The following is a 23,345-nucleotide window of genomic DNA, read 5'->3' on the forward strand; positions in this document are numbered from 1 at the left end:
AACTTTAAAGGGATAGTGGGGGACTTTTCTCTGGTGAGAGAATGGCACTCTACGAAGAGACGGTTTCAAACAGAGCTTTTCAGCTCATCATGCTAGCTCCAATCGTCGGCATGCTCGCTGGACTCTATGGGACATACTTGGCAGGTGAAGGGTTTGAGATAATGCTGATCTCGACTCTGGCAGTGGTGATAATCCTTCTTGACGTCATGGTGCTGAGGATAGAGATAGATGAGCGCGAGATAAGGCTGCGCGGAGTAATAGGGCTCATCGTCAGAAAAACGATACCGGTTGAGAACATCGCCAGCTTCAGGGTTGGTGGAGGGTGGACGAGCTGTTATGGAATGATACACTTCAACCTCCCCGCCAAAGGCTGCGTCACGATACGCCAGAAACATGGCTGGAGCGTTTCCTTCACAACGAACCGGCCAGAGGACGTCGCGATGGTTCTCTCTACTCTGGGCATTCCACGAGAACCTTAGTGCCCTCAACGGCAACGATTTTCACTTCCTCACCTCTCCTGGCAGTTCCATTTATGCATTCTGCCTTCCAGAGCTCGCCTTCGAGCTTGACAAGACCTTCGGACGTTAAATCCTCAACAACCACCGCAGTCCTGCCTATCAACGCCTCAACGCCGACTTCCACCTTTCTGTCGAAGGTCTTGAGGAGGAACGGGGCAATGGCTATGTCCTTGATCAGGAGCACGCCCAAGATTACCAGCACGCCCCTGATGGGAACGTTTATGCCCATTGCGGGGAGGACGATTAAAAGCAGAACAGCCACGATAAGTTCGTCTACCATCAACGCGAGAAGCTTGAGAATATTTCCCTTCTTCATGTCCTTCCCTCCAGCCAGCGCCAGTATTCGTTCAGCTCAACCACGCGCCACCAGTGTTTGAGCTCCCTTCTGGCGGTTTTGTAGTCGGGATAAAACCTTCCGACGAGCTCCCAGAAGGCCTTTGAGTGGTTGAGATACCTCAGGTGAGCAAGCTCGTGAACAACAACATATCGCTTCAGATTTTCCGGAACGACTATGAGACGGAGGTTGAAGCTCAGGTTTTTCCTCGAAGAGCAGCTTCCCCACTTGCTCCTGCCGAGCCTCACGTAGATCTTTCCGGGTTCGACGCCCATCTTCCGGGAGTACTCACCGATAAGTTCGTGGAGTTCCCTCCTGAGGCGCTCCCTAAGGAGCGAGACCATCGGTTCAGGCATCGGAGGGAGAACGACCGTCTCGAACCGGTCGTGTATCTTCGGCTTTCTACCATGGATGACGTGGTAGAACCTGCCGTTGATCGGAAAGCCCTTCTCCGTTTCTTTCCTGGCTTTTTCAACCTCAGCAAGTTTTTCCTCAAGCCACTTCCTGTGATTCTCAATAAAGGAATCAACGTCAAAGCCGGACGGGGCCGTAACAACTACCTTTCCATCCGGCCTGACCTCAAGCCGGGCGTACTTCACCGGCCTCACGCGGAGCTCGTAGTCCATCCCGCTCACCTTTTAAGGAAAAGTAAGAAGCTGAGCTTATGAAAGTTGAGGTCCTCGAGAGAAAAGCCAAAAGCATCTACACCCGCTCGAAGATTCCAGGAGTTAACTGGACGGTGAACCAGTACGTCGGCTGTGCCTTCGCCTGCAGGTACTGCTACGCCAAGTTTCTGTGCCGGTGGAGGGACTATGGGAAGTGGGGAAGCTGGGTGGAGGTAAAGACCAACGCACCGGAGCTCGCCAGGAAGCGGGTGCGAGGGAGCGTTGTGATGTCAACCGTCAGCGACCCCTACCAGCCGATAGAGGCCGAACTGAAGCTAACTAGGCGGGTTCTCAGCTACATGGACAAGAGAAACGAGCTGTCCATATTGACGAGGTCTCCGCTGGTCACACGCGACATAGACTTATTCCGGGAGTTCCGCTCGATAGAGGTCGGCCTGACGATTAACGGCTTTGAGGGGAGGGAAAAGAGGCTCTTTGAACCGCTTGCGCCCGTTCAGAAGGCCCGGATCACCGCGCTCCAGAGGCTTTACGATGAGGGCGTAAGAACCTACGTCTTCGTCAGCCCCATAATCCCAGGAGTTACCGATGTCAGAACCATCGTAGAGGAGACCCGGGGCTTCGCGGACCGCTACTTTTTCGAGGTGCTGAACCTCAGGGCCTCCGGAAAGGAGTTCCAATGGGTTCTGCGGGAGAACTACCCAGAGAGCTACGTGATTCTAACGGACGACGAGAAGTTCACGCGCTTCATTTCGAAGCTGAGGGAAGAAATTAAAGGGCTCGACATAAAAACGGAGGGGGTAGAGACCCACAGGGAGGGGTGGGAGTTCGTCCCGCTCTGATCACCACGTCACACCAAGCAGTTCTCCACCATAGGCGAGCCATATCAGGAGGGCAGTTGCAAATGGAACTGTGAACTCGTCGTAGGCCGACGGGATGGGGAGGCTCTCCAGAAATACCGCAATCATGGCCACCAGTCCCAGGAACGGGAGGGAATACTGCATACCAAGGACTCTGTGGGCAAAAATCAGCATGACCAGAGAGACCACGAACATGGTGACACTTCCAATGATGGTCTTTCTACCATTCCACGGGATTCTCGGCCCGCCCACGGCTCGGCCTACTATCGCATTGAAGCAGTCGCCGAAGGTCGAGACCCACAGCGCCGAGAGGGCGGCTATCTTCGGAAAGATTGAACATATCATCGCCATCGTAACCCAGAAAAGGAAGCTCCCCAGGTAGTTGTCGGCTTCGTCCTCCCTCGCCATCTGGCGGTAGCTCAGGTCTGCTACAGGGATGGTGAAGCGCCAGCCCCTCCTGAGCTTGAGATGCTGGAGAGTGTAGAGGAATGCGAAACCCCACACCACCAAGAGCGTTACCCACCTTGGCGTGAAGACGATTATCGGAGCCCCCAGTATTCCCGGTGAGATATGCCAAGCCTTTCTTATCAGCTCCCTTCGAGATATACGGTTCATGATTTCACCCTCTAGAGTTCAGCGGAAGGATTTATATCTTCTACGGAATCACTGCTATCACCAGCGAGTTGACGTTCGTCCCGGTCGGGCCGGTTTTGAGGAGCGCACCTACTTTTTCGAGGGCCCTGTAGGCGTCGTGTTTCTTAAGGACTTCCTCCACATCTATTCCAGCCGTTTTGAGATTTTCAAGGGTGGATCCGTCAACAATTCCCCCGGCGGCATCGGTGGGACCGTCGGTTCCGTCGGTGTCAAGGGCCAAAACTACGGCGTTTAAGCCAGCTATCTTCCTCGCTATGCTCAGCGCGAACTCCTGGTTTGGGCCGCCGAGACCAGCTTCCCCTTCAATCGTGACTGTCCACTCACCGCCGGCTATCAGAACAGCGGGCCTCTCAAAGGGCCGGTTTCTCGAGGCTATCTCCTGAATCAGCGAGCCGATTGCGAGCGCTACCTCCCTTGCCTCGCCTTCAAGGGTGGTCGTCAGGATGTGGGCATTAAAGCCGAGCTCTTCGGCCTTTCTCTTTGCGGCCTCACACGCTATCGCCCCACTCCCCACTATGAAGTTGTGAACGTTGGGCAGATCTTCTTTGAGGGTCTCCTCTGCTTCCCCCAGGAGGCCTTTTTCTACGTGCTCCCTAACACTCTCCGGGAGCTTGTCCCACACGCCGTAGAGCCTCAGAACCCTGTGAGCATCTTCAAAGGTGGTGGGGTCGCTCACAGTTGGTCCAGAGGCGATGGCCTCCAAGGGGTCACCGACGACATCCGAGAGGATTAAACTTACAACCGTCCCCTTCACGAGCTTTGCCAGTTTTCCGCCCTTCACCTTTGAGATGTGCTTCCTGACGGTGTTTATTTCATAAATCTTCGCCCCGCTCTTCAAAAGAAGCTCGTTCGTCTGTATCTTGTCGTCGAGGCTTATGCCGTCCTCGGGGAGAGTAAAGAGAGCCGAACCTCCACCTGAAATCAGGACGAGAAGTAAATCATCTTCCCCAACTTTTTCCGCGAGCTCAACGCCAGCCAGCGCGCCCCTCATAGAGTTCTCATCGGGGACTGGGTGGCCCGCCTCGATTACCGTGATTTTCGGGTCGTCCACGCAGTTTGCAGCATATCCGTATTTTGTGACGATGAGGCCTTCCGCTATCCTCTCACCGAGAACCTCGTGGGCGGCCTTCGCCATCGCACAGGCAGCCTTGCCGAAAGCGAGGAGGTAGACCCTGCCTGGAACATTGAAGGACTTTCCATTCACATAGAGCCTATCCTCGCGGTACTCGAGCGCCCTTTTAACAGCCAAGTAGGGATCGGCCGCCTTAAGTGCGGCGTTCATTATTTCGAGGGCCGCTCTCTGGAGATCACCTTTAGGAAATAGGGATAAGCCAGTACCCATCATACCACCTCTCCCCCTCAGTTAAAAAATAAAGAAGGCCAGCTCAAAGAAGAATCGCGCCCATGATTAAAATCACTATGGCCGCTACGACACCCTCAACGAAGGTTGCTATTGTCTGGAGCCTGTAGCCCTGGGTGACGTCCATGTTGGAGAACTGCGTAACCACCCAGAAGTAGCTATCGTTCGCGTGGCTTACGACCATGGAACCGGCACCGATCGCTAAAACTGCCAGCGCTCTGCCGTAGGGAGATCCAAGTCCCAGTGAGTCCATCATTGGAGACAGAAGCGCTGAGGTCGTGATTATTGCAACTGTTGAGGATCCCTGAGCGGTCTTAAGGAGCGCAGCTATAACAAACGGCAGCAGAAGTCCGAGATTGTATGCGGCCAGAGTGCTTCCGATGTAGTCACCTATTCCAGTCTCCCTCAGAACATACCCAAAGGAGCCACCAGCGCCGGTGATCAAGATGATGATTGCAGCGTTCTTTAGACCTTCTCCGACCCAGCCATTGGGCCCGTAGATGCTCTCGTCGAGTTTTTCAACCAGCTTAAACGACAGAAGGACACCGATCAGCAGTGCAGTTATTGGGTGACCAATGAAATCAAGGAAGTTCTTGAGCGTCTCCGTTCCGAAGGGATGAGATGGGAAGTCAGCTATCGACTTGAGAACGATGAGAAGTATTGGAACAACCAGGGGGGCAAACGCCCACTTGGCTGGTGGCAGCTTGCCGTACTTCTGCATGAGATCCTCATAGCTCTCCTCTATGTCGGGCTCGATTTGTATCTTGCTTCCCACCTTCATTGCATAGTAGAGGCCAGCGATGGCAGCAGGTATCGAGGCAATAAGTCCCAGCACGATTACAAGTCCGAGATCCGCGTTAAGATTCTCAGCGGCTGCAATTGGACCCGGCGTTGGTGGCACCAGGGTGTGGGTAGCGTATAAACCCGTGCTCAGTGCAATGGCAGTAACCGCCATGGAAAGGCCCGCACGCTTGGTCAGGGTCTTGTTGAGTGGGGATAAGATAACGAATCCCGAGTCACAGAACACGGGCACTGAGACTATGTATCCGATTATACTCATCGCATGTGGGACCCTGTTCTTCCCAATAACCTTGAGAACGGCCTCTGCCATGGACAGTGCTCCACCGGACTTTTCGAGAATATATCCAATTATTGTTCCAGCTGCAATAACTATGCCTATCGACTTCAGGGTTCCTCCAAAGCCCGTGGCTATTGCATTTACTGTCTCTGAAAGTCCGAGGCCCGAGAATATCCCCACAAAGTATGCTGCTCCTAGAAGCACCAGAAATGCATGCACTTTGTACTTCCCTGTAAACAAAACAATTAGACCAACCGATATAGCCAGCAATAGCAGCAGTATCTGCCCCGAAACCATGGGATACCCTCCTGCCCGAAAGGGCAAAAATTCTATTGCTTAAATACCAAATAAATCTTTCCATACAGACAATAAAAGCCGTCATTACTTTTGGTCTTATGATAAATTTCCACTTTCCAAAACGCCAAATTATTAACAATACATTGTGTTACAAAAATAGTGCTTGAGGCGACTTTATTAACTACAGAAAATTAACGTTCAAATTACATTGGGTTCCCAGAAGACAGAATCTCTCGTAGATCTAACCTTTGCCGTTGGATGGATAATAGGGGAAGAAAATAAACTGAATCAGTCCAGCATAGCTAGAACCTTGTCCACCTCGTTGGCCACCTCGACGTCAAAGAGGTGTATCGTGGGCAGGAGCCACCAGAGGCGGTAGCTGTGGGCCTTACCTTCCTCGCCGTAGTACTGGAAGACGAACCTTCCGAAGCCGGTCATGTCGCGGTGGAGGTCTCTGACTTCTCTCAGGACACGCCTGACCTTGGGTGGGTACTCCTCGTAGGGCAGCGGGAGACTCTTAACAAAAACCCTGTCCTTGAAGAAGTCGGTGGTCAGTCCCACTGACCAGACGTATTTCTCAAGCTGCTTGAAGCCCTTTCCAGTCCAGAAGCGGTGGAGGATTATCCTGGGGTCTTCCTTAGCCAATGGAAAGATCTGCTCTTCCTCTTCTAACCAAAACTCGAGATAGGGCTGACCCTTTCCAATTACTATTCTGGCCAGAAGCCTTGCGTTCTTCGGTATTGCCTTCTGGGTCTCGTCAATGTGGTACTCCTTGCCCCTAACAGTGTAGGTCTCGCCCTCCTGCCTCTCACCAGCCTTTGAGACAAAGTAGGCCCTTTCACCTTCTATCGTTCCGAGGTGAAGGTCATAGCCCCAGGCCTTGAGATCCTTAAAGCGGAACCTCCTCTCGGCAGGGACAACGCCAGAGTTTTCAACTATGTAATACCCTTCGAGCATTTTCATCACCAAAGGTTAATAAAATAGCGAGAGTATTTAAAGGTTTCTTCCCAGCGTTAGGGGATGGAGAAAGAAGCACAGAGTACACTCACTCGAGGATAATCAGCTCTATCTCAGCAACAGTTTTTGGGTTCTTCAGAAGCTCAACGATGCGCCTGTCTATGTCTTTAGCGGCTTTGTTCGCTTTTATCGCAAGGGTTCTTCCATCGATGTAGTCGCTCTTCCTGACGACCATGGAGTAGGGATGTTCGAGAATCAGCCTGGGGCTTCCCTCGGCGAGGACTTCGTCCGTGAGGTCAGCGACTTTTATCCTTATGAGGAGCCTCTTTCCTTCTTTCAGCGCCCGCTTAAACTCCTCGCTCAGGTCGTTTATTCCTTTGTCAGCTTCAATACAGAGTATGCAATCCCCCTTCGGAGTTAGGTAGTCCTCCTTTGTGAACTCAAGCGTGGACTTGTGCGTGGCCCTAACGTTCTCGTGACCCCGGCAGCGGATGATTTCCCTGAGCATGGTTCAGGTTTTGAGAGAGGGTTTATAAGCCTGAGCCGGGGAAAAGTTTTAAAACGGCTTTCGAGATTGGGCATATGGTTGTCAAACTCAAGCTAACGGGGGGATTGATGATGGGAAACATCAAGCAGACGTTCATTAAGAGGGTTGCAAGGGAGCTCTTTGACCGCTATCCAGACCAGTTCACCAGGGACTTCGAGCACAACAAGAAGAAGGTCGAGGAGCTGACCAACGTTACCAGTAAGACCATCAGGAACAGGATAGCGGGCTACATCACCAGGCTCGTGAGAATGAAGGAAGAGGGCAAGATGCTCTGAATGCCCTATCCCTCGTTTTTCTGAGCTTTAACTTTCTCCTTCTCCAGCCGCTTTCTAAAAGTCGTCGAGGTCTTCCAGTATCTTCCTGGGGAGCCTTGGGCCAAACTCGCGCATGAGCCTCTCGAATTCGCGCTCGTTCTCCTGGGCTATTCTCCGCAGGAGATTCTCTATGTAGGTCTCGGTGAGAAGGCGGACCTCTTCAAGCTCCTGCTTTGTCCTTATGATCTCCTCAATCCTCTCCCGGATCTCGGCGAGGAACGTCACGAGCTCTCTAATTTTGTCCTCCACAGGCTCGGTGGACTTTATTAGCGCCCTCGCCTGGGCGTACTCACGGGTGGGTCTTGGCGCCTTGGGCTCGTACATCTCGGTTCCAAAGGCATATGGAGTCAGGAGAACCTCTAAACGGAAGCCGCGCTTTATCGTGTAGTACTTCCTCGGCCTGCCGCGCGGGATCTTCTCTACCCTACCCTCAATCAGTCCTGCACTCTCAAGTATCCTGAGGTGCTCCAGAACGGCCTTCTGGCCGACACCAAGCTCCTGACTAAGCTCGCTCACAAAGTACGGCCTCTTGGTGAGCAGGATGAGTATCCTTCTTCGCGTCTCGTTTCCCAGTATGTCAAGCAATCGTCCCATGTTCTTATTTGACTCCATAATCTCACCCCCTTATCTTTCCCTAACTTAATGTAAGAAAAGGCCACTTTAAGCTTTTCGGTTAGGACGCCCAGGTTTAAAAAGCATCGGCAGAAGTAACTTCGGTGATCCCAATGTTCGCGGCAAATCTGGTCTGCACCAAATGTGGTGAACCTTACCCCCTCGCCTCCGGCATCTACAAGTGCACCAAATGCGGCTCACCCCTGGATGTTTGCTATCATTACGACGACATAGCCGACCTCATCCAGGACAACGACCCCTGGTTCCGGGAGCATCCGCACGTCTGGAAGTACTGGATGTTCCTGCCAGTTTCCAATCTTAAAAAAGCGGTTACGCTCAATGAAGGCGGTACAAGACTCTACAGGGCAAAGAGGCTCGAGGAAAAAATAGGTATCTCGAGGCTGTACATCAAGAACGAAGGCGAAAACCCGACTGGAGCTTTTAAGGACAGAGGCTCAAGTGTCGAAATTACAAAAGCCCTCGAGTTTCACGCGCAGAAAGTGATAGTAGCTTCAACCGGCAACATGGCGGCGTCAATAAGTGCATACGGGGCAAAAGCTGGCCTCAAAGTCACTATAGTAGTTCCTGAGGGAACCCCAGAGGGCAAGCTCGTCCAGGCCAAGATGTATGGAGCAAACGTTGAGGTTTTCGGAAAGACGTACGATGAAGCGCTGGCAGAGGCAGAGAGAAGGGCGCTTGAGGAGGGCTACTACCTGACCGGCAACTATCACTATCGCGTCGAGGGACAGAAGACGACGGGCTTCGAAATCATCGATCAGCTCCACTTCAACGTCCCGGACTGGATAGTAGTGCCCATCGGAGCCGGAACACACCTCAGGGCAATCTGGAAGGGCCTAAAAGAGTTTTATCGGGTTGGCCTCATCAGTGAGCTTCCAAGGATAGCGGGCGTCCAAATTGAGGGCTACGACGCAATAGTTAGGGCCTGGAAGACCGGCAAACCCATTGAGAAGATAACAAAAAAGGTTCCAACCATCGCCAGTGCAATAGCCGTCAAGGCCCCAGTTGATGGAGAAAACGTTCTCAAGGCAGTAAAGGAGAGCAACGGATACCTTGATACAGTTACCAATGAAGAAACAGCCGAGGCTGGCCTTCTCCTCGGAAAGGAGGGCCTCTTTGTTGAGCCATCATCCGCAACCTCCCTGGCCCTTGCTCAGAAAATGAGGGAAGAGGGAATAATAGACAAAGGCGAAAGCGTAGTCATCATCGCAACCGGCCACGGACTCAAAGACATCAACACCTGGAGCAAAGTGCTGACGAGCTAAGGCACCTCGTGATGGAGCCTGCACCTCGCCTCGTAGCTCTCCCTTCCTCCAACGAGGATTACCGGGGAATCCCTGGGGGCAGGCTTTCCATCGATGAGCCTCTGACTCCGGGTTGCAGGTCTTCCACAGACGGTGCAGACTGCGGTGAGGTAGATTATGTTGTCAGCCCTGACGAGAAGCTCCCGGGTTACGGGGAACGGGTCTCCTTTGAAGTCCAGGTTCAGGCCGCTCGCTATGACGTAAACACCATCGTCGGCAAGCCTGTTGAGTGTTTCAACGATGCCCATCGGAAAGAACTGCACCTCGTCGATTCCTATGACCTCAAAGCCCTCCCTCTTAGTTATTTCCTCTATCTTCCTCACACCCTCCTCGTCCGTCGGTATGACAAAGGCCTCGTAGCGCAGCCCGTTGTGGGCAACGATCTCATCCTCGCTGTACCTGTTGTCTATGGCAGGTTTGAAGAGCGCCGCCTTTCTTTTTGCAAACATCTGGCGTTCTATGCGCTTAATCAGCTCCGTTGTCTTGCCCGCAAACATCGGTCCAGTGATGACCTCGAGAAATCCCTCCGGATGCATGTGGTCCCACCGAATATTGGATACCCTCAGAGGTTAAATGACCTCCGGCAGAAAAGTTGAACGGAAGACGAAAAGGAGAAGAGAAAGCCGTCAGACTGGGGTAACGTGACCCCACTTCTCGAGGGCCCTCGCGAGCTCCTTGTGGGTCTTGGCATACTCGTCGAGCGGTATGCCTTCCATGATGGCATCCAGCGCCTGCCTGACGGCCATTGCTCCAGCCCTCGGTCCGTCCGGATGTCCGAGGGTTCCGCCGCCTATCTGGAGGACGATGTCCTTTCCAAGGGCCTCTATAACAGGCTCGAGGTTGCCCGGGTGCAGTCCGCCGGAGCTGGTCGGCATGGCCGGCTTGATGTGGTAGAACTTCTGCTCCAGGTGGAAGACGTCGTTCTCGTCCGGGACGTAGTGCTCCTCCCTGAATATCCTGGCGTACTGTATGACCTCCCACTTGCCACCCTCGAGCTTTCCTGCTCCGGCGGTACCGACGTGGAGCTGATCGATACCTATAACACGGTAGAGCTTTGCCAGGACGAACATTGAAATGCCATGGTAGGGGTTTCTCGTGAAGGTAGCGTGCATCGCCCTGTGGCCGTGGACGGCTATGCCGTAATCGGCGGCCAAATCTCTGATGTACTCGAGAGCTCCCCAGCCGGTAACGACGACGTCAACCATGGCGTGCGGGTTGCCGTAGTCCGCGAGTATCTCAAGCCTCCTCTCCATCTCACGCACGTCGGCGGTGATGTTGGCGAACCAGCTCTTGGTCTCGCCGGTCTCGTTCTCAACACGGTCGATGACGTTCATGACCACCTCAGCCCTCTTATCGAAGCGGTTGTACCACAGGCTGGTGAGGTTCTCGTCGTCCTTTATGTAGTCCATTCCACCGCTAAGGAGGTCGTAGGCAAGCTTCTCAAGCTCCTCCGGGGAGTAACCGACCTTGGGCTTGGGAACGGTTCCAACGATGGGCCTGTCCTTCACATCGAATATCCTCTTAACGCCCTCCTTACCGAAGGCGGGTCCATCGAACTCCCTGAGGAACCTCTCCGGGAGGTAGAGGTCCTCCAGACGGAGTCCCTTAACACGCTTCATACCGAAGACGTTGCCGGCAACCGAAGCCAGCATTCCCGGCATGTTCCACTCTTCGAACAGGTGAACCGGATAGGCTATGCGAACTATCCAGCTGCCGTCACCCATGTCGTGGAAGTGGTAGGCCTTAGCCGACATGTCGTCCCAGCGCTCCTTCTCGTACCACTGGTAGAGGCTCGTCCAGGTTCCGGTCGAGCTCTCGGCGGCAACGGCTCCAGCGGCATCCTCAATGCTGAAGCCCTCGGCGGGGGTTATTCTGAAAACTGCTATCAAATCCCTTTTGGGGTTCGGCTCGTACTCCTTGTCTACATATATGTCGTATATCTCAAACTTCTCTACCATACTTTCACCTCCTCGGTAACCCAGAGATTGCACCAATCCCTATAAAAATGCTATGGTTCAATTTTGGGACATTGCTGCCTCCATGTGCGTATTAAGGGCGCTTTTCCTTCGCCAGCGACCCAAACTCCCGCTCCCCTTTGGGAAATAAGAACCACAAGCAGCTGATAAACCTGATTTAAAGGCCTAAAATCGCTTTTCGAAACTTCGCCCTGAAGTTAGTATTGAGCCGTTCATAAGTCACAAACCCAATGATGTCCAATTTCTCAACACCCCACTGAAAAATGGCCGAGTATTGCCTTCAGAGTGCCCCATTTCCGAAAAGTTTATATAGCTCTTTGTTCTTAGAATAAAACGCAGATACCTGCAAAACAACGTTTAGGAGGTTGGGAAAATGGCTGAGTTGCCAATTGCCCCAGTTGACAGGTTGATAAGGAAGGCTGGCGCTGCCCGCGTTAGCGAGGACGCTGCCAAGCTTCTCGCCGAGCACCTTGAGGAGAAGGCCCTTGAGATCGCCAAGAAGGCGGTCGACCTTGCCCACCACGCCGGCAGGAAGACCGTCAAGGCCGAGGACATCAAGCTCGCCATCAAGGCCTGAAGGCCTTTCTTTCTTCTTGCTTTTCGACTTTTCTACCAGAACTTAACGCGCTCCACCGAGACTTTCTCACCTTCCACTTTGACAAAAGCAAAACCTGCCGAGTCCATTCTTGGGAAGGTCGGCGAACCGGGGTTGAGAAGGACGACCCTCTGACCGTGGATCGAGTAGGTGTCATAATAATACATATGAGTATGGCCAAAAACAAGCACATCGACCTCCATATCGAGGGCCTTAAGGGTCAAAAACTGCGCATTGAGGCTGAAGAATTGATGGCCATGCAGAAGGCCGATTCTAACGTCCTCTGCATCAACGACCTGCTCCTCAGGCAGTTTCAGGTGGTCGGCATTTCCTCTGACTGCAATTACAGAGGCAAACTCCTCCAGTCTTTCGAGGAGCCCCGGAGAAGTAACGTCACCGGCGTGAAGAATAAGGTCTGGCCCTCTCTTCTCAAGCTCCTGGAAAAGAAGGGAAGGAAAATTCTTTGTCTTGTCGCCGTGGTGTGTGTCGCTCGTCACCGCTATCAGCAAGGCCATCCCTCAGATCGGGACGTTTATGCCGAGCTTCTCGACGAGCTCCTTGTAGCGGTTCCTGACAGTAACCTCGGTCACGTGAGCTACCTCGGCTACCTCACGCTGGGTCTTCTTCTCCCCCTCAAGGAGCGAGGCAACGTACAGGGCCGCGGCGGCCAAGCCAGTTGGTCCTTTTCCGCTCGTTATTCCCCTCTTGATGGCTTCCTGAAGTATCTCCTTGGCGCGCTTCTTGGTTCTCTGGCTCACGCCGAGGGCATCGCCAAAGCGGTCGACGTACTCGATCGGACTCGTCGGCCTAAGGTTCAGCCCGAGACCTCTAGCTAAGAAGCGGTAGCTCCTTCCTATCTCCTTCTTGGTAACCTTCGAAACTGCAGCAATCTCGTCGAGCGTCCTTGGAATGCCCTCCATCCTGCAGGCGGCGTAGAGGGCAGCCGAGACCATTCCCTCGATTGACCTTCCGCGGATGAGCTTCTTCATGACGGCCTTCCTGTAGAGCGAGGCGGCGACCTCCTTAACGCGCCTCGGCAGCATCATCTGGGCCGCCATCCTGTCAAGCTCGCTCAGGGCAAATGCCAGGTTACGCTCGGCGGCGTCGTTTATCCTCATCCTGCGCTGCCACATCCTGAGCCTGCGCATCTTGGTGCGGTACATTCCCGTAATCTGGTTGCCGTGAATGTCCCTATCGCGCCAGTCTATATCGGTGGAGAGGCCCTTATCGTGGATCATCAATGTCATGGGAGCACCGGTTCTGGCGCGCTTTGCCCTCTGATCGGGGTCAAAGGCGCGCCATTCGGGACCCTCATCGATGACATTCTGCTGAACGACGTAACCGCAGACAGAACAGACGATCTCGCCCCTCCGCGGATCGTAAAACAGCTTATCTGAACCACAAACCGGACAAACATTCTTATCGGCCAAAAGTTCTCACCCCCTCTTTCTGGGGGCAGGGCGTCTACCCTTTCCGCCCTTAGCTCTTCTTTTCTTCCCGTGATTCGGCTTGACCTTTTTGCGCTTGGTATCGACGTAGAGCAAAGCCCCGACGTACTCCTCGGGGTTCTTGACGCGCGGCTTAATGGCCACGTAGGGCCTTTTAACCGGCCCGAAAACATCCTTAACTACCCCGACCATGGTGAGCTTCTTATCCACCACCGGTTCGTTGAGCGATGGAACCCAGTCCGTACGCAGAATTAGGAACCCCTGCTTTGCATAGTGAGAAACCTTGCCCAGGCGCTTCATAGCCCCACCCCAAAAGGATACATCCTTTTAAGCTTTTCGCTTTTGCACTTATAAACTTTTCGGCGAATTTCCAAAAGGTTTTTATTTAAGGCACTCTCTATATTTGAAGTTAGGCGGGGTAAAATGAAGTGCCTTCTCGTGGGTCACCTTGTCATTGACATCGTGGTCAGAGGCTCGAGGTCCGAAACCCGAATCGGGGGAGGAGCCTACTACTCAGCCCTCGCACTGGCGAAGTTCTGCGACGTTGAGATTCTCACGAGTGTGGGGGAAGACTTTCCAGAGAAATGGATCAAGGAGCTCGAAGAGAGGGGAATAAAACTCAACATCATTCCCTCAAAAACCAGCACAGCCTACGAGCTCAGATACCTGGACGGAAACACGAGAACGCTGAGGCTTCTCGCTAGGGCCGAGCAAATAACAGAAGTCCCAGATAAGCGCTATGATATGGTGATCCTCAACCCCGTTGCCAACGAGATTCCTCCCGAAACGGTCGAAGCGTTCAAGAGGAGAACAGACTTCCTGGCGGCCGACGTCCAGGGGTTCATCCGAAAGCCCCAGCCTGGAATGGTGGAACTTATCGAGAGGGAAACCTCTTTCCTCAAGGGCGTCAAGGTGCTCCACGCTGACCTATTGGAGCTTCCGTACCTCAAGAACCTTCAGCCCGAGGACGTTGAGGTTCTCCTCGCTTCCAACGGACCGGAACCGGGAAGGGCGTATCTAAGAGGCAGGGAGTACATCTACCGGCCGGTTAGGGTTGAGGTCGAGGAATCCACCGGTGCGGGGGACGTTTTTCTCGCCGCGTTCAGCTACTTCTACAAGAGCTGTCCGTTCATTCAGGCGCTCAAGAGGGCAAATGCATTCACTGGGCTGTTCCTAGAGAGGAGGAGCTTTGACTTCTCAATGGAAGATGTGGACGAGCTGGCGATGAGGGTGAAAGTCGAAAGGAGCGAGGACGCTTCTTAACATTGAAAACTATAAAAGCCCCAGCGGGAACTATTATCGACCGATGATGAAACGTCAGCATGCTGAAGATGATGAGAAGGGACTTCCCTGAGGTGATGATATGGACAGGTACGTTCTCCTCGTTAAAGCTCCAAAGGGAATGGATATCTCCCCCGTAAGGGAGGAGCTGAAGGAGTTCCTCAGCGAGAGGCATCCTGAACTCAAGGTCGAGCTTCACAGATGCATAGGCCTAACCGTTGATTTGGTAATTCTCTACCGCGAGGGTGTTGTGCTCATTAAGAGGAAGCATGAGCCGTTTAAGGACCACTTTGCCCTGCCTGGGGGCTTCGTCGAGTACGGAGAGACCGTTGAGGATGCTGCAGTAAGAGAAGCGAAGGAGGAAACGGGGCTCGACGTCAGACTATTGCGGCTGATTGGAGTTTACTCAGACCCCAACAGGGACCCGAGAGGACACACGGTAACTGTGGCGTTTCTTGCTCTGGGAACCGGTGAGCTGAAGGCAGGAGACGACGCCAAGGACGTTATGGTAGTCCCGATAGATGAGATTAATGAAATTCCATTGGCGTTTGATCATGGTAAAATCTTGAGAGACGCCCTGGAACTGAGGTGAAGATATGATAGAAGTTCCCGAGTTCGGTCGGATAATCGTCGATGGAAAGGAGTATGCCCACGACATCGTGATATATCCCAGTGGAAGGATAGAGACGAGAAAGAAGTGGATAAGCAAGGAGAAGCACGGGACAAGCCACAAGCTCGATCCAGAGGAGCTGAGGGAGTACCTGAGAGAGGACTTTGACGTTCTCGTTGTTGGGACCGGCCTCTGGGGCATGCTCTCCCTTCTGCCGGAGAGCAAGGAGCTGGTCAAGGACAAAGAAATCATCGAAATACCAACGCCAGAGGCGGCCGAGCTCTTCGAGAAGCTAAGAAAGGAGAAAAGAGTCCTTGGGATATTCCACGTCACCTGCTAACCGCTTTCAGGAAAACAAAAACTCCTAAAATAGAAAGCCCTATGGCGTAGGGATACCCCACAAGGAACCAGACTCCTGCAACGATTCCGAGGGTTATTCCGTTGAGTATCATCAGGGCTATGACGTGCCCAAAGTTCGTCTCCGGGAGGGATAGCTCTTTTTCCCCGTGATAGAAGAAGGTCATCGCCAGTGATGACGTCAGAAGAGGCAGAACTATTGCAGCGGGAACTAGTTTCAGGAGGTAGGGGTTGAGATAGGAAGCAACGAGCACGAGGACTACTCCAGCGGATATTGGAACTGCGTTCATAGTTATCAGCTTCCCCCTCACGAACTGACCAAGGGTTATCGGCAGGCTTCTTAGGAACTCGAACTCCAAGCCGTCTATTTTGAGAACAGTGTCAATTCCGACGGAGGCCATCCATGCTATCATAAAGAGAACCGACATCACAGCCCCTTCACTGACCTTTCTCGAACTCAGTACACTGATGGCTGTCGGAAGGACAATAAAGAGGGGAAGTAAAAGCCCAACGAGCAGGGAGCTCTTCCTGAAAATTATCCTGAGGTCCTTCATTGTTAGCGCCAGCACCGGGGACAGGATTTTGGCCCTGAACTTGGAAACGACAGTGCGGGAGGCCTTGAGGTTCTCACCCATCCTTTCCCACAGCCTACGAATAACTACCAGGTATAAGGGAGCAAGGATGGCAATGTAGCCGAGCAGTATTAAAACCGAGGTAATGGGTTCGAGTATTGACGTCACAGAGAACGGGTATGCTATGGAATAGCGCGAAAAAACCGGGATAAGCTCCTCATAGTGTTCAGAAACGTAGGCCTGGATGTAGTTGAGGGCGTAAAACATGCTGATGAATAGCAGTACCCCAATCGTTCTCGCAAGGGTCTTCAGGCCAGAGAACCTTCCGCCGACACTGGCGGAGCCGAAGAATGTGAATATCACCAGGCCCAGAACGTGGCCGAGAAACGCACCAACGATTATCCAGAGGAGTCCCAGGAGGCCTATGAGGCCGTAGTTGAGAGCCAAAACCCCGACTGACGGAAGCATAGCGACCAGGGCCGGAACGTTGTCAATCATGAGAAGCAGGCTGAGGTATTTGGCCCCGGTTTTTATTGGGAGCGGCTTCAACGGCTCAAAAATTCCCATAGAGGTAGCGTAAGAGGCGTTGACTGCAGTTGTGTAGAGAGCCATCACAAAGGGAAGCATCGCGTATGTTGAGAACATTATAACTGCCTTGGTCTTGTCTCCGGTGGATTTTATGGCCATCGCCATCATGAAACCGAAGAAGAGGAACGCGATGGACTGGAAAAGAATACCCCTGATTATGTCCCCGCTAGTTTTGAGCTGCTTCTCGAACTTTTTGGGATCGCTTGCTATCTGAGGGTTGCTTTTGAGCCGTCTGTAGTGCAGCTCCAGGTAGAGTATCCTCACAACCTCAAACATGCTCCCACCTAAAGCCTCTCCTTGAGTGCCTGAACTACGGCAAAAATCTCGTCCTGGCTCTCGGTCAGTTTGAGGAAGACATCCTCCAGGCTCTCCTCATGGGCGAACTTCTTGAGTTCGTCAACCGTTCCCTCGGCAATTATTTCGCCGTTGTAGATAACACCAACACGGTCGCAGATCATCTCCGCCAGCTGGAGCACGTGGGTGGAGAATACAATGCTCCTGCCCTCCCCTTTGAACTGAAGGAGAAGTTCCCTGAGAATGCGAGCGCTTTTAGGATCGAGGCCGTTCATGGCCTCATCAAGGATAAGGACTTTTGGATCATGGAGGAGGGCGCTTATGAGGGAAACCTTCTGCTTGGTTCCGAAGCTGAGGGAGCCTATCAGCTCATCGAGGTATTTCTCTACCCCAAAGGCCTTCACAAGGGTCTCGGCCATCTCATTGAGCCTCTCTCCTGGAATCCGTCTCACACTCCCGATGAAGTTGAAGAACTCGATTGGGGTAAGACTCTCATAGAGGACTGGAGTTTCGGGGACGTAGCCGACTATTTCCTTCACTTTGATTGGATTTTCCGATACATTAACACCATCAACGAGAACCCTCCCGGAGGTGGGTCTCAAGATCCCCGCAAGGATTTTCATCGTTGTTGACTTTCCACTACCGTTGGGACCAAGAAGGCCGTATATCTCGCCATTTTTTACCGTGAAGCTGATTCCCCTAAGGGCGTGAGTGGAACCAAAGGTCTTGACGAGGTTCTCGGCTTCAATCACCCTACCACCCGGGATAAAATTTCACCCACCGCTAATAAGTCTTGTCCATTGACTGACCTCCCTCCCTGCATTGAAGGGCGAGGATTAACCCCTCGCCAGTGACAGGGAGGTTTGAGGGGCTTCATTCAAACCCACTAAAAAGTGGGTTTTCAACCCCTCGGGGAGAGCCTTCCCCCCATTACCCCTCACCCTGAAGGCTCTCAAACCCTCAAGGCTCGGGGTTATCGTTTTTACCTTCTTCAAAATATTAAATGCCCCAACCAAGTCGGCATTAAACACAAGCCCCGTTGTGGGACACGAATAAAGACCACGAACAAATCTCGCCCCTTTATGAGGCTTCCCGCAAACGGGGCAGGTTTTAGAAGTAAAAGCCTCATCAACGACCTCAACAAGGATACCATACTCTTCGGCAACTTCCTTAAGACGTTTGATAACGTAATTAAACCGCCAGACGTGAGAGAGGAGAAAATTTTGCTTCCTTCTCTTCTCAGAGTTTCTTGCTATTCCCTTTGGGTAACCAACGACGATTTTAGAAACACCCAAATCGTAAAGCCTCCTAACTGTTTGTCTTACCACCGTGTTAATGTAGTGCTTCGCCTGAAGTTTGGCCTTTTCATGCATTCTTTTGAGTTTCCTGCTCTTTTTAGCCCCGCTTTTGCTGAGTTTCGACTGATAATCCGCAATCCTCCTCTGCCAGTAGAAGGCTATTGATTTTAGTGGTTTTCCATTCACCAAGAAGCTTTCCCCGTTCTCGACATAAACGGCCATTAAGTTGTTCACTCCTAAGTCAATCCCTGCTGTGAGTCTTCCTTTTGGTGTTCTTGGAACGCTGATCCATTCGTTTTTGATTAGCTTTTTCTCAACGGTGAAGCTGACATGAGCATACCATTTTTGCTTAGCATTATCATAGATGATTTCTAATCTTCCCTGCTTGCCCCTCAAGTGTATTCTCCCCTTAAACTGTATTTCGAGGCGTTTGAATTTGCCGAGACCCATTAAAATAAGCTTATTTCCTTCAATGCGGTATTGAGTGTTTCTCAGAACGATGAAGAGCTTTCTCTTCCCGTTTTCTTTGAGGTAGTTTGGTGGTTTTGGTTTTAACCAAGTGGGGAGTTCTCCGTTCCTCTTCTTCCTGAGGAGGGAGAAGAAGCCCCGCCAAGCTTCAGCGTTTTTCCTCGCTATTGTTTGGACGGTTGCAGAACCGATTTCTTTCTTGAACTCTTCGTAAACGATTTTCTGAGTTTTCAAAAAGTCTATTGGTTTTCCTTGGAAGTATTCCTGCCGTCTAAGGTAGTTTACTCTATTCCATGCTCTGGAACTTAGGTCAGCCAACTGAAAGAGAGCCTTTTCTTGCTCTTTTGAGGGCTGGAGTTTGAGTGTCAATGTTCTCTTCATTTTTCCTCGCTTTCTACTTTTTTAATCCAGAGTTTCATGGCTTCAGTTACTGCAACGCCTAAAGCTCCCCTGATTTTCCCGTATTTCTTTTCCACGAGTTCCCTGAATTTTCTTTCGACTTCATCATCAACGGAAATTGTCATGACCCCCAAGCTCTCACCATTAATTATTAGCATTGCTTAGTATTTAAGCTTTTCTTTGAGTGCTTTCTCGGTATGAGGGTCATTGGGTGGTTTATTGAATCCTCGCCCTAAGGAGCGAAGTTTTCAAAAGAAAAAAGATAAACCATCCAGAAACTCTTAAATATGAAGAGGGCCAAATTATAAAAAATCCAAACCCTTGTATGGGACCTAATTTCGTTTCTTGCCTCCAAGGGTTTGGATTTGGAGGCGCCTTCATGAGAGAGACATCAAAGGTTCTAATTTTTGTATTCCTAACGTTATTAGTCATTATCAGCGGATGTGCGAGTAATACCCCCACATCAACATCAACGGGAACGAGTCGAGGCGAACGACCACAGCAGGCTTTTGTATCACGACGATAGGACGATAAGCGTGAACTGGTCCTACATCAACGGCTATCCTGTCTTTGTGATGCCGCTCGACGAGGCCCGGAAGTACAGGAGAATTCTGATCAAAACCACCGGGTGGAACAACGACGACCCGGTGGGCATCGTGGGGATAACGATCCTGCTCGACGACGACTACTTCGACTGGCACGTTTTCTCCGGAATCCCGACCAAGGAGTGGGTCCTGGATTTCAACGTCTGCGGCGTCAGCGGAGGCTGCAGTAAGGTTTGGCTGTGGGTAAGGGTGAAGCCAGAGGGCTGAGGCTTTCCCTTCTTTTCCAAATTTTAAAAGGTGAAGAATCACTCTTTTGGCTCCAGATGCGCCCTTTTAACCTCAAGAACGCCGGAATAGCTGCACTCGTCCCACCGCTTTTCTACCTCATCGAAGACTATCCTGGCTTTGAAGAAGGGCGCATCGCGAACGAAGGTCTCAAACTCGCCACCCTCGCCAGCGACGTGAATGCTGTACTTTTCGTGAATTTTGATAAGCTCTTCTAAAGCTTTCTCGTCTATCCTCCTTCCGAGCCACTTCTGGTCGAGGCCGTAAGCGGAAACGCCGACCATCACGATGTCAAAGATGTTTATCAGCTCGCGCATGTAGTCAACCGGATCGCGATGCCAGGCGGGAGCGAAGCTCTCAAGTCCGAGCTCTTCTGCAACCCTATCAACCCTCTTCTTCTGGTACTCGCTCGCTAAAGCTCCAGCAACGATGCCGTCTACCTTCAGCCCCTCAAGGACGGCCTTCATGTCCTCGACTTCCTTCTCCTTCTCGCCGCTGGTGAAGCCCTTAATGAGGGGTATCCCAATCGCTTTGGCCTGAAGCTCGGTTAGGTGAATGTTCGGCACGTGGTACATGTAGCTCTCGTCGCTCTCGCTAACCATGCTGACAAGATATTTGACCTCAAAGCCCTGCTTCAGAGCCCAGTATAGGGCATAGTTCGAATCCTTACCGCCGGAGTAGAGCACCGCAACGCGCATCTCTCTCACCCGAAAGCTTTAAATCACCTTCAGTTAATTTAATTTCAGACTTCTAATCCAACGCACTTGAAATGCCTTAAAAAGGTGATGCCCATGGTTCCAACTACGGCAGTGATTCTAGCAGCTGGCCTCGGGACAAGGATCGGCAGAAGGCCCAAGGGACTGCTCAAGGTGGCAGGAAGAGAAATACTCTACCGCACCATGAAGCTTCTGAGCAATGAGGGAGTCAAGAGGTTCGTTATAATCACCAACGAGCACTATGTCGAGCTTTACAGAGAGTTCATCGAAAAACACGGCTTCAATGCAGAGTTCGTGACAAACCCCGCCCCTGAGCGAGGAAACGGTTACTCCCTTCACCTCGCGAGGGGAAAGGTTAGTGGAAGGTTTGTTCTCGTAATGAGCGACCACGTATATTCGGAAGCCTTCGTCAGGGAAGCAGTGAAGGGTAAAGGGCTCATAGCGGACAGGAAACCGGGATGGGCCGACGTTGGAGAGGCCACCAAGGTAAAGGTCGAGAACGGGAAAGTGGCAAGAATCGGGAAGGATCTTGAGGAGTGGGATGCCGTAGATACCGGCTTTTTCGTCCTCGAGGAGGATATCTTTGAAGTCACGTCCTCACTGGTCGCAGAGAAGGGTAGCTTCGAGCTTAGGGAGGTCGTTGAAAGGGCAAAGCTGAAAGTTACCTTCGTTGACGGCCTTCCATGGGTCGATGTGGACACGCCAAAGGACGTCAAGCGCGCCAGGAGGATGCTCATTAAGAGCGCCGTTAAAGGAACCGGTGATGGCTTCATCAGCAGGCATCTGAACAGGAAGATTTCAACCGAGATGAGCATACTGCTGGTCGAGCACGTCAGCCCAAACGCAATGACCGTCGTTACGTTCCTCTTTGGCCTGCTCTCGGCACTGCTAAACCTCTGGAATCCAGCGGTAGCCGGCATCCTTTACCAGCTCAGTTCAATCCTTGACGGGGTGGACGGTGAACTGGCTCGAGCGAGACTGCAGACGAGCCGCTTTGGAGGCTATGTTGATTCCCTCCTCGACCGCTACGTGGATGGAGCATTTTTGGCCCTGCTCGTATACTCAACGCTAAGCGAACCAGTTTGGTGGCTTGTAGCTCTGCTGGCCTTGTTAGGCTCAGTTATGGTGAGCTACTCCACAGAGCGCTTCAAAGCGGCCTACTGCAAGGATGCTTACAGAGTCGTTCCAGCGCTTCGATATCTGCCGGGCAAGAGGGATGAGAGGATATTTTTAACGATGATCCTGCTCCTTCCTGGCCAGGTTAAGGCTCTCTTTGCCCTCCTGGCAGTTTTGACGAACCTCCGGGTTGGTCTCACGGCCTATCTCATATGGAGAAAAGAGGGAAGCTAAGATTCAAGGAATTCCAGGGCTTTCTCCGTCTTTCTATCGAAAAGGACAATTCTATCCTCCATGATCCTGACCGTTACCTCCTCCCCAAAGCGGAAGTGCTCTCCCTCCGGTGCGAATACCTTAACGTGGGCCCCGTTGAATGAAACCGTAACTATCTGCTCCCTACCCAAGGGTTCAAAGGAGTAAACGGCACCTTTTAATCCCTCGGCCTCTCCCCTAACGACCTCGGCATCATGGGGCCTGAAGCCGAGTATAACCTCCTCAACGTTGATCCTTTTCACAAGCTCCCGGTACTGCGCCGGAACCGGAATTCTATTACCGTAAACATTGAGGTGCTCATTCTCAACCTCAGCATCGAGGAAGTTCATGGGTGGGCTTCCAAGAAAACCGCCGACGAAGCGGTACTTGGGACGGTAATAAACGTCGTCCGGGTCCCCGACCTGTAGTATCTTTCCCTCCCTTATCACGGCTATCCTGTCGGCCATGGCCAGAGCCTCGGCCTGGTCGTGGGTTACGTAGACGGCCGTTATGCCCAGCTCCTTCTGGAGCCTCTTGAGCTCTGCTCTCACCTCCAGCCTGAGGAGAGCATCGAGGTTGCTGAGGGGCTCATCGAGGAGGAGGACGTCCGGTTCCTTGACAAGGGCCCTCGCTATTGCCACGCGTTGCTGCTGGCCGCCGCTCAGCTGCCAGGGATACCTATCGAGGAGCTTCTCTATGCGGAGCATCTCGGCTACTTCTCTCACCTTCCGCTCGATCTCGTCCTTCGGAGCCTTTCTCAGCTCAAGGGGGAAGGCGATGTTGTCGAAGACCTTCATGTGGGGATAGAGCGCCCAGTTCTGGAAGACGAGTCCGACGTTCCTGTCCTTCGGGGGGACGTCAGTTATGTCGCGTCCGTCAAAGTATATCCTCCCGCTCGTTGGTTTATAGATTCCAGCTATCGTGTAGAGGAGCGTCGACTTCCCGCTTCCGCTCGGCCCGAGGAGGGCCATGAACTCCTTGTCCTCTATCTCAAGGCTTATGCCCCTAAGGGCTGTGAAATCACCGAACTTCTTCGTGATGTTTTCCAGGGTTATCCTGACCATATCCA

29 protein-coding genes are annotated in these 23,345 nt (G+C 52.3%); 10 read left to right on the plus strand and 19 right to left on the minus strand.

Going from position 1 to position 23,345, the window contains the following annotated elements:
• Positions 1 to 41 precede the first annotated feature (41 nt).
• Positions 42 to 479 (plus strand): hypothetical protein, encoded by a 438-nt coding sequence (locus E3E26_RS00095; protein ID WP_167899400.1) that lies wholly within the window; start codon positions 42 to 44, stop codon positions 477 to 479.
• Here E3E26_RS00095 and E3E26_RS00100 read toward each other — a convergent pair.
• Both E3E26_RS00100 and E3E26_RS00105 read right to left on the minus strand, forming a co-directional pair.
• The gene (locus E3E26_RS00100; protein WP_167899401.1) at positions 451 to 834 is read right to left on the minus strand and encodes an NfeD family protein; all 384 of its coding nucleotides are present in this window, start codon (positions 832 to 834) and stop codon (positions 451 to 453) included. The genes E3E26_RS00095 and E3E26_RS00100 overlap by 29 nt on opposite strands.
• Positions 831 to 1,478: a M48 family metallopeptidase gene (locus E3E26_RS00105; protein ID WP_167899402.1), complete on the minus strand. Its 648-nt coding sequence runs from the start codon at positions 1,476 to 1,478 to the stop codon at positions 831 to 833. Before E3E26_RS00105 ends, E3E26_RS00100 begins: the two co-directional genes overlap by 4 nt.
• A gap of 38 nt (positions 1,479 to 1,516) precedes the next feature.
• Between E3E26_RS00105 and E3E26_RS00110 the strand changes: the two genes are divergently transcribed.
• Positions 1,517 to 2,317: a radical SAM protein gene (locus E3E26_RS00110; RefSeq protein WP_167899403.1), complete on the plus strand. Its 801-nt coding sequence runs from the start codon at positions 1,517 to 1,519 to the stop codon at positions 2,315 to 2,317.
• On the opposite strand, the gene E3E26_RS00115 is transcribed toward E3E26_RS00110, so the two are convergent.
• From E3E26_RS00115 to E3E26_RS00135, 5 genes are all read right to left on the minus strand, one after another.
• The gene (locus E3E26_RS00115; RefSeq protein WP_167899404.1) at positions 2,318 to 2,950 is read right to left on the minus strand and encodes a diacylglycerol/polyprenol kinase family protein; all 633 of its coding nucleotides are present in this window, start codon (positions 2,948 to 2,950) and stop codon (positions 2,318 to 2,320) included.
• 40 nt (positions 2,951 to 2,990) lie between these two features.
• The gene (locus E3E26_RS00120; protein ID WP_167899405.1) at positions 2,991 to 4,331 is read right to left on the minus strand and encodes a glycerate kinase; all 1,341 of its coding nucleotides are present in this window, start codon (positions 4,329 to 4,331) and stop codon (positions 2,991 to 2,993) included.
• A 43-nt stretch (positions 4,332 to 4,374) separates the two neighbouring features.
• On the minus strand, positions 4,375 to 5,724 hold the full coding sequence (locus E3E26_RS00125; RefSeq protein ID WP_167899406.1) for a GntP family permease: 1,350 nt from the start codon (positions 5,722 to 5,724) through the stop codon (positions 4,375 to 4,377).
• A 288-nt stretch (positions 5,725 to 6,012) separates the two neighbouring features.
• Positions 6,013 to 6,681 carry a TIGR00703 family protein gene (locus E3E26_RS00130; RefSeq protein ID WP_167900045.1) on the minus strand — a complete coding sequence of 223 codons (669 nt, stop codon included), beginning with the start codon at positions 6,679 to 6,681 and terminating at the stop codon, positions 6,013 to 6,015.
• Between the two features lie 88 nt (positions 6,682 to 6,769).
• On the minus strand, positions 6,770 to 7,189 hold the full coding sequence (locus E3E26_RS00135) for a DUF371 domain-containing protein (protein WP_167899407.1): 420 nt from the start codon (positions 7,187 to 7,189) through the stop codon (positions 6,770 to 6,772).
• Positions 7,190 to 7,299: 110 nt separating this feature from the next.
• On the opposite strand from E3E26_RS00135, the gene E3E26_RS00140 reads away from it, so the two are divergent.
• Positions 7,300 to 7,503: a 30S ribosomal protein S17e gene (locus E3E26_RS00140; protein WP_167900046.1), complete on the plus strand. Its 204-nt coding sequence runs from the start codon at positions 7,300 to 7,302 to the stop codon at positions 7,501 to 7,503.
• Positions 7,504 to 7,557: 54 nt separating this feature from the next.
• Here the strand turns inward: E3E26_RS00140 and E3E26_RS00145 are convergent, their stop codons facing one another.
• Positions 7,558 to 8,154 (minus strand): ArsR family transcriptional regulator, encoded by a 597-nt coding sequence (locus E3E26_RS00145; RefSeq protein ID WP_167899408.1) that lies wholly within the window; start codon positions 8,152 to 8,154, stop codon positions 7,558 to 7,560.
• A gap of 113 nt (positions 8,155 to 8,267) precedes the next feature.
• Between E3E26_RS00145 and thrC the strand changes: the two genes are divergently transcribed.
• A complete protein-coding gene (thrC, locus tag E3E26_RS00150; protein ID WP_167900047.1) occupies positions 8,268 to 9,437 on the plus strand; it encodes a threonine synthase in 1,170 nt (389 codons plus the stop codon).
• Here the strand turns inward: thrC and E3E26_RS00155 are convergent.
• Complete coding sequence (locus E3E26_RS00155; protein WP_167899409.1) at positions 9,434 to 10,012, minus strand: thymidine kinase; 579 nt, start codon at positions 10,010 to 10,012, stop codon at positions 9,434 to 9,436. The genes thrC and E3E26_RS00155 overlap by 4 nt on opposite strands.
• Before the next feature lie 90 nt (positions 10,013 to 10,102).
• Positions 10,103 to 11,434, minus strand: a complete 1,332-nt coding sequence (gene rbcL, locus E3E26_RS00160; RefSeq protein WP_167899410.1) for a type III ribulose-bisphosphate carboxylase — start codon at positions 11,432 to 11,434, stop codon at positions 10,103 to 10,105.
• A gap of 391 nt (positions 11,435 to 11,825) precedes the next feature.
• Here rbcL and hpkB point away from each other — a divergent pair, with 391 nt between their 5' ends.
• A complete protein-coding gene (gene hpkB, locus E3E26_RS00165) occupies positions 11,826 to 12,029 on the plus strand; it encodes an archaeal histone HpkB (RefSeq protein WP_012572195.1) in 204 nt (67 codons plus the stop codon).
• 32 nt (positions 12,030 to 12,061) lie between these two features.
• Here the strand turns inward: hpkB and E3E26_RS00170 are convergent, their stop codons facing one another.
• From E3E26_RS00170 to E3E26_RS00180, 3 genes are read right to left on the minus strand one after another with little or no spacing between them, the layout of a single operon-like run.
• A complete protein-coding gene (locus tag E3E26_RS00170) occupies positions 12,062 to 12,556 on the minus strand; it encodes a metallophosphoesterase (RefSeq protein WP_167900048.1) in 495 nt (164 codons plus the stop codon).
• 9 nt (positions 12,557 to 12,565) lie between these two features.
• Complete coding sequence (locus E3E26_RS00175; protein WP_167899411.1) at positions 12,566 to 13,477, minus strand: transcription initiation factor IIB; 912 nt, start codon at positions 13,475 to 13,477, stop codon at positions 12,566 to 12,568.
• 6 nt (positions 13,478 to 13,483) lie between these two features.
• On the minus strand, positions 13,484 to 13,795 hold the full coding sequence (locus tag E3E26_RS00180; RefSeq protein ID WP_167899412.1) for a Gar1/Naf1 family protein: 312 nt from the start codon (positions 13,793 to 13,795) through the stop codon (positions 13,484 to 13,486).
• 123 nt (positions 13,796 to 13,918) lie between these two features.
• On the opposite strand from E3E26_RS00180, the gene E3E26_RS00185 reads away from it, so the two are divergent.
• The 3 genes from E3E26_RS00185 to E3E26_RS00195 all read left to right on the plus strand — a co-directional run bounded on the left by E3E26_RS00185 (position 13,919) and on the right by E3E26_RS00195 (position 15,726).
• Positions 13,919 to 14,758: a carbohydrate kinase gene (locus E3E26_RS00185; RefSeq protein WP_167899413.1), complete on the plus strand. Its 840-nt coding sequence runs from the start codon at positions 13,919 to 13,921 to the stop codon at positions 14,756 to 14,758.
• A 100-nt stretch (positions 14,759 to 14,858) separates the two neighbouring features.
• Complete coding sequence (locus E3E26_RS00190; protein WP_167899414.1) at positions 14,859 to 15,368, plus strand: NUDIX hydrolase; 510 nt, start codon at positions 14,859 to 14,861, stop codon at positions 15,366 to 15,368.
• 4 nt (positions 15,369 to 15,372) lie between these two features.
• Positions 15,373 to 15,726 carry an Mth938-like domain-containing protein gene (locus E3E26_RS00195; protein WP_167899415.1) on the plus strand — a complete coding sequence of 118 codons (354 nt, stop codon included), beginning with the start codon at positions 15,373 to 15,375 and terminating at the stop codon, positions 15,724 to 15,726.
• Here the strand turns inward: E3E26_RS00195 and E3E26_RS00200 are convergent.
• The 4 genes from E3E26_RS00200 to E3E26_RS00215 all read right to left on the minus strand — a co-directional run bounded on the left by E3E26_RS00200 (position 15,716) and on the right by E3E26_RS00215 (position 19,496).
• A complete protein-coding gene (locus tag E3E26_RS00200) occupies positions 15,716 to 17,179 on the minus strand; it encodes a hypothetical protein (protein ID WP_167899416.1) in 1,464 nt (487 codons plus the stop codon). The two genes, E3E26_RS00195 and E3E26_RS00200, sit on opposite strands and share 11 nt — an antisense overlap.
• An 8-nt stretch (positions 17,180 to 17,187) precedes the next feature.
• Positions 17,188 to 17,949 (minus strand): ABC transporter ATP-binding protein, encoded by a 762-nt coding sequence (locus tag E3E26_RS00205; protein ID WP_167899417.1) that lies wholly within the window; start codon positions 17,947 to 17,949, stop codon positions 17,188 to 17,190.
• Between the two features lie 84 nt (positions 17,950 to 18,033).
• Positions 18,034 to 19,344 carry an RNA-guided endonuclease TnpB family protein gene (locus tag E3E26_RS00210; protein WP_012572204.1) on the minus strand — a complete coding sequence of 437 codons (1,311 nt, stop codon included), beginning with the start codon at positions 19,342 to 19,344 and terminating at the stop codon, positions 18,034 to 18,036.
• Positions 19,341 to 19,496: a hypothetical protein gene (locus E3E26_RS00215; protein ID WP_167899418.1), complete on the minus strand. Its 156-nt coding sequence runs from the start codon at positions 19,494 to 19,496 to the stop codon at positions 19,341 to 19,343. Before E3E26_RS00215 ends, E3E26_RS00210 begins: the two co-directional genes overlap by 4 nt.
• A 375-nt stretch (positions 19,497 to 19,871) precedes the next feature.
• On the opposite strand from E3E26_RS00215, the gene E3E26_RS11100 reads away from it, so the two are divergent.
• Entirely contained in the window at positions 19,872 to 20,174 is a 303-nt protein-coding gene (locus E3E26_RS11100; protein WP_240911609.1) for a hypothetical protein, read from the plus strand.
• 38 nt (positions 20,175 to 20,212) lie between these two features.
• On the opposite strand, the gene E3E26_RS00225 is transcribed toward E3E26_RS11100, so the two are convergent.
• Entirely contained in the window at positions 20,213 to 20,890 is a 678-nt protein-coding gene (locus E3E26_RS00225; RefSeq protein ID WP_012572207.1) for a TIGR00289 family protein, read from the minus strand.
• 93 nt (positions 20,891 to 20,983) lie between these two features.
• On the opposite strand from E3E26_RS00225, the gene E3E26_RS00230 reads away from it, so the two are divergent.
• A complete protein-coding gene (locus E3E26_RS00230) occupies positions 20,984 to 22,258 on the plus strand; it encodes a bifunctional L-myo-inositol-1-phosphate cytidylyltransferase/CDP-L-myo-inositol myo-inositolphosphotransferase (RefSeq protein WP_167900049.1) in 1,275 nt (424 codons plus the stop codon).
• Here E3E26_RS00230 and E3E26_RS00235 read toward each other — a convergent pair.
• Positions 22,255 to 23,340, minus strand: a complete 1,086-nt coding sequence (locus E3E26_RS00235) for an ABC transporter ATP-binding protein (RefSeq protein ID WP_167899419.1) — start codon at positions 23,338 to 23,340, stop codon at positions 22,255 to 22,257. The two genes, E3E26_RS00230 and E3E26_RS00235, sit on opposite strands and share 4 nt — an antisense overlap.
• Between the last annotated feature and the right edge of the window lie 5 nt (positions 23,341 to 23,345).

Source organism: Thermococcus sp. LS1 (assembly GCF_012027395.1).
GTDB lineage: Archaea > Methanobacteriota_B > Thermococci > Thermococcales > Thermococcaceae > Thermococcus.

What these genes read in the sequence shown, in the direction of transcription:
- E3E26_RS00095 (WP_167899400.1), top strand. Translation starts at nt 42, where the DNA reads ATGGCACTCTACGAAGAGACGGTTTCAAACAGAGCTTTTCAGCTCATC.
- E3E26_RS00100 (WP_167899401.1), bottom strand. Translation starts at nt 834, where the DNA reads ATGAAGAAGGGAAATATTCTCAAGCTTCTCGCGTTGATGGTAGACGAA.
- E3E26_RS00105 (WP_167899402.1), bottom strand. Translation starts at nt 1,478, where the DNA reads ATGGACTACGAGCTCCGCGTGAGGCCGGTGAAGTACGCCCGGCTTGAG.
- E3E26_RS00110 (WP_167899403.1), top strand. Translation starts at nt 1,517, where the DNA reads ATGAAAGTTGAGGTCCTCGAGAGAAAAGCCAAAAGCATCTACACCCGC.
- E3E26_RS00115 (WP_167899404.1), bottom strand. Translation starts at nt 2,950, where the DNA reads ATGAACCGTATATCTCGAAGGGAGCTGATAAGAAAGGCTTGGCATATC.
- E3E26_RS00120 (WP_167899405.1), bottom strand. Translation starts at nt 4,331, where the DNA reads ATGGGTACTGGCTTATCCCTATTTCCTAAAGGTGATCTCCAGAGAGCG.
- E3E26_RS00125 (WP_167899406.1), bottom strand. Translation starts at nt 5,724, where the DNA reads ATGGTTTCGGGGCAGATACTGCTGCTATTGCTGGCTATATCGGTTGGT.
- E3E26_RS00130 (WP_167900045.1), bottom strand. Translation starts at nt 6,681, where the DNA reads ATGCTCGAAGGGTATTACATAGTTGAAAACTCTGGCGTTGTCCCTGCC.
- E3E26_RS00135 (WP_167899407.1), bottom strand. Translation starts at nt 7,189, where the DNA reads ATGCTCAGGGAAATCATCCGCTGCCGGGGTCACGAGAACGTTAGGGCC.
- E3E26_RS00140 (WP_167900046.1), top strand. Translation starts at nt 7,300, where the DNA reads ATGGGAAACATCAAGCAGACGTTCATTAAGAGGGTTGCAAGGGAGCTC.
- E3E26_RS00145 (WP_167899408.1), bottom strand. Translation starts at nt 8,154, where the DNA reads ATGGAGTCAAATAAGAACATGGGACGATTGCTTGACATACTGGGAAAC.
- thrC (WP_167900047.1), top strand. Translation starts at nt 8,268, where the DNA reads ATGTTCGCGGCAAATCTGGTCTGCACCAAATGTGGTGAACCTTACCCC.
- E3E26_RS00155 (WP_167899409.1), bottom strand. Translation starts at nt 10,012, where the DNA reads ATGCATCCGGAGGGATTTCTCGAGGTCATCACTGGACCGATGTTTGCG.
- rbcL (WP_167899410.1), bottom strand. Translation starts at nt 11,434, where the DNA reads ATGGTAGAGAAGTTTGAGATATACGACATATATGTAGACAAGGAGTAC.
- hpkB (WP_012572195.1), top strand. Translation starts at nt 11,826, where the DNA reads ATGGCTGAGTTGCCAATTGCCCCAGTTGACAGGTTGATAAGGAAGGCT.
- E3E26_RS00180 (WP_167899412.1), bottom strand. Translation starts at nt 13,795, where the DNA reads ATGAAGCGCCTGGGCAAGGTTTCTCACTATGCAAAGCAGGGGTTCCTA.
- E3E26_RS00185 (WP_167899413.1), top strand. Translation starts at nt 13,919, where the DNA reads ATGAAGTGCCTTCTCGTGGGTCACCTTGTCATTGACATCGTGGTCAGA.
- E3E26_RS00190 (WP_167899414.1), top strand. Translation starts at nt 14,859, where the DNA reads ATGGACAGGTACGTTCTCCTCGTTAAAGCTCCAAAGGGAATGGATATC.
- E3E26_RS00195 (WP_167899415.1), top strand. Translation starts at nt 15,373, where the DNA reads ATGATAGAAGTTCCCGAGTTCGGTCGGATAATCGTCGATGGAAAGGAG.
- E3E26_RS00200 (WP_167899416.1), bottom strand. Translation starts at nt 17,179, where the DNA reads ATGTTTGAGGTTGTGAGGATACTCTACCTGGAGCTGCACTACAGACGG.
- E3E26_RS00210 (WP_012572204.1), bottom strand. Translation starts at nt 19,344, where the DNA reads ATGAAGAGAACATTGACACTCAAACTCCAGCCCTCAAAAGAGCAAGAA.
- E3E26_RS00225 (WP_012572207.1), bottom strand. Translation starts at nt 20,890, where the DNA reads ATGCGCGTTGCGGTGCTCTACTCCGGCGGTAAGGATTCGAACTATGCC.
- E3E26_RS00230 (WP_167900049.1), top strand. Translation starts at nt 20,984, where the DNA reads ATGGTTCCAACTACGGCAGTGATTCTAGCAGCTGGCCTCGGGACAAGG.
- E3E26_RS00235 (WP_167899419.1), bottom strand. Translation starts at nt 23,340, where the DNA reads ATGGTCAGGATAACCCTGGAAAACATCACGAAGAAGTTCGGTGATTTC.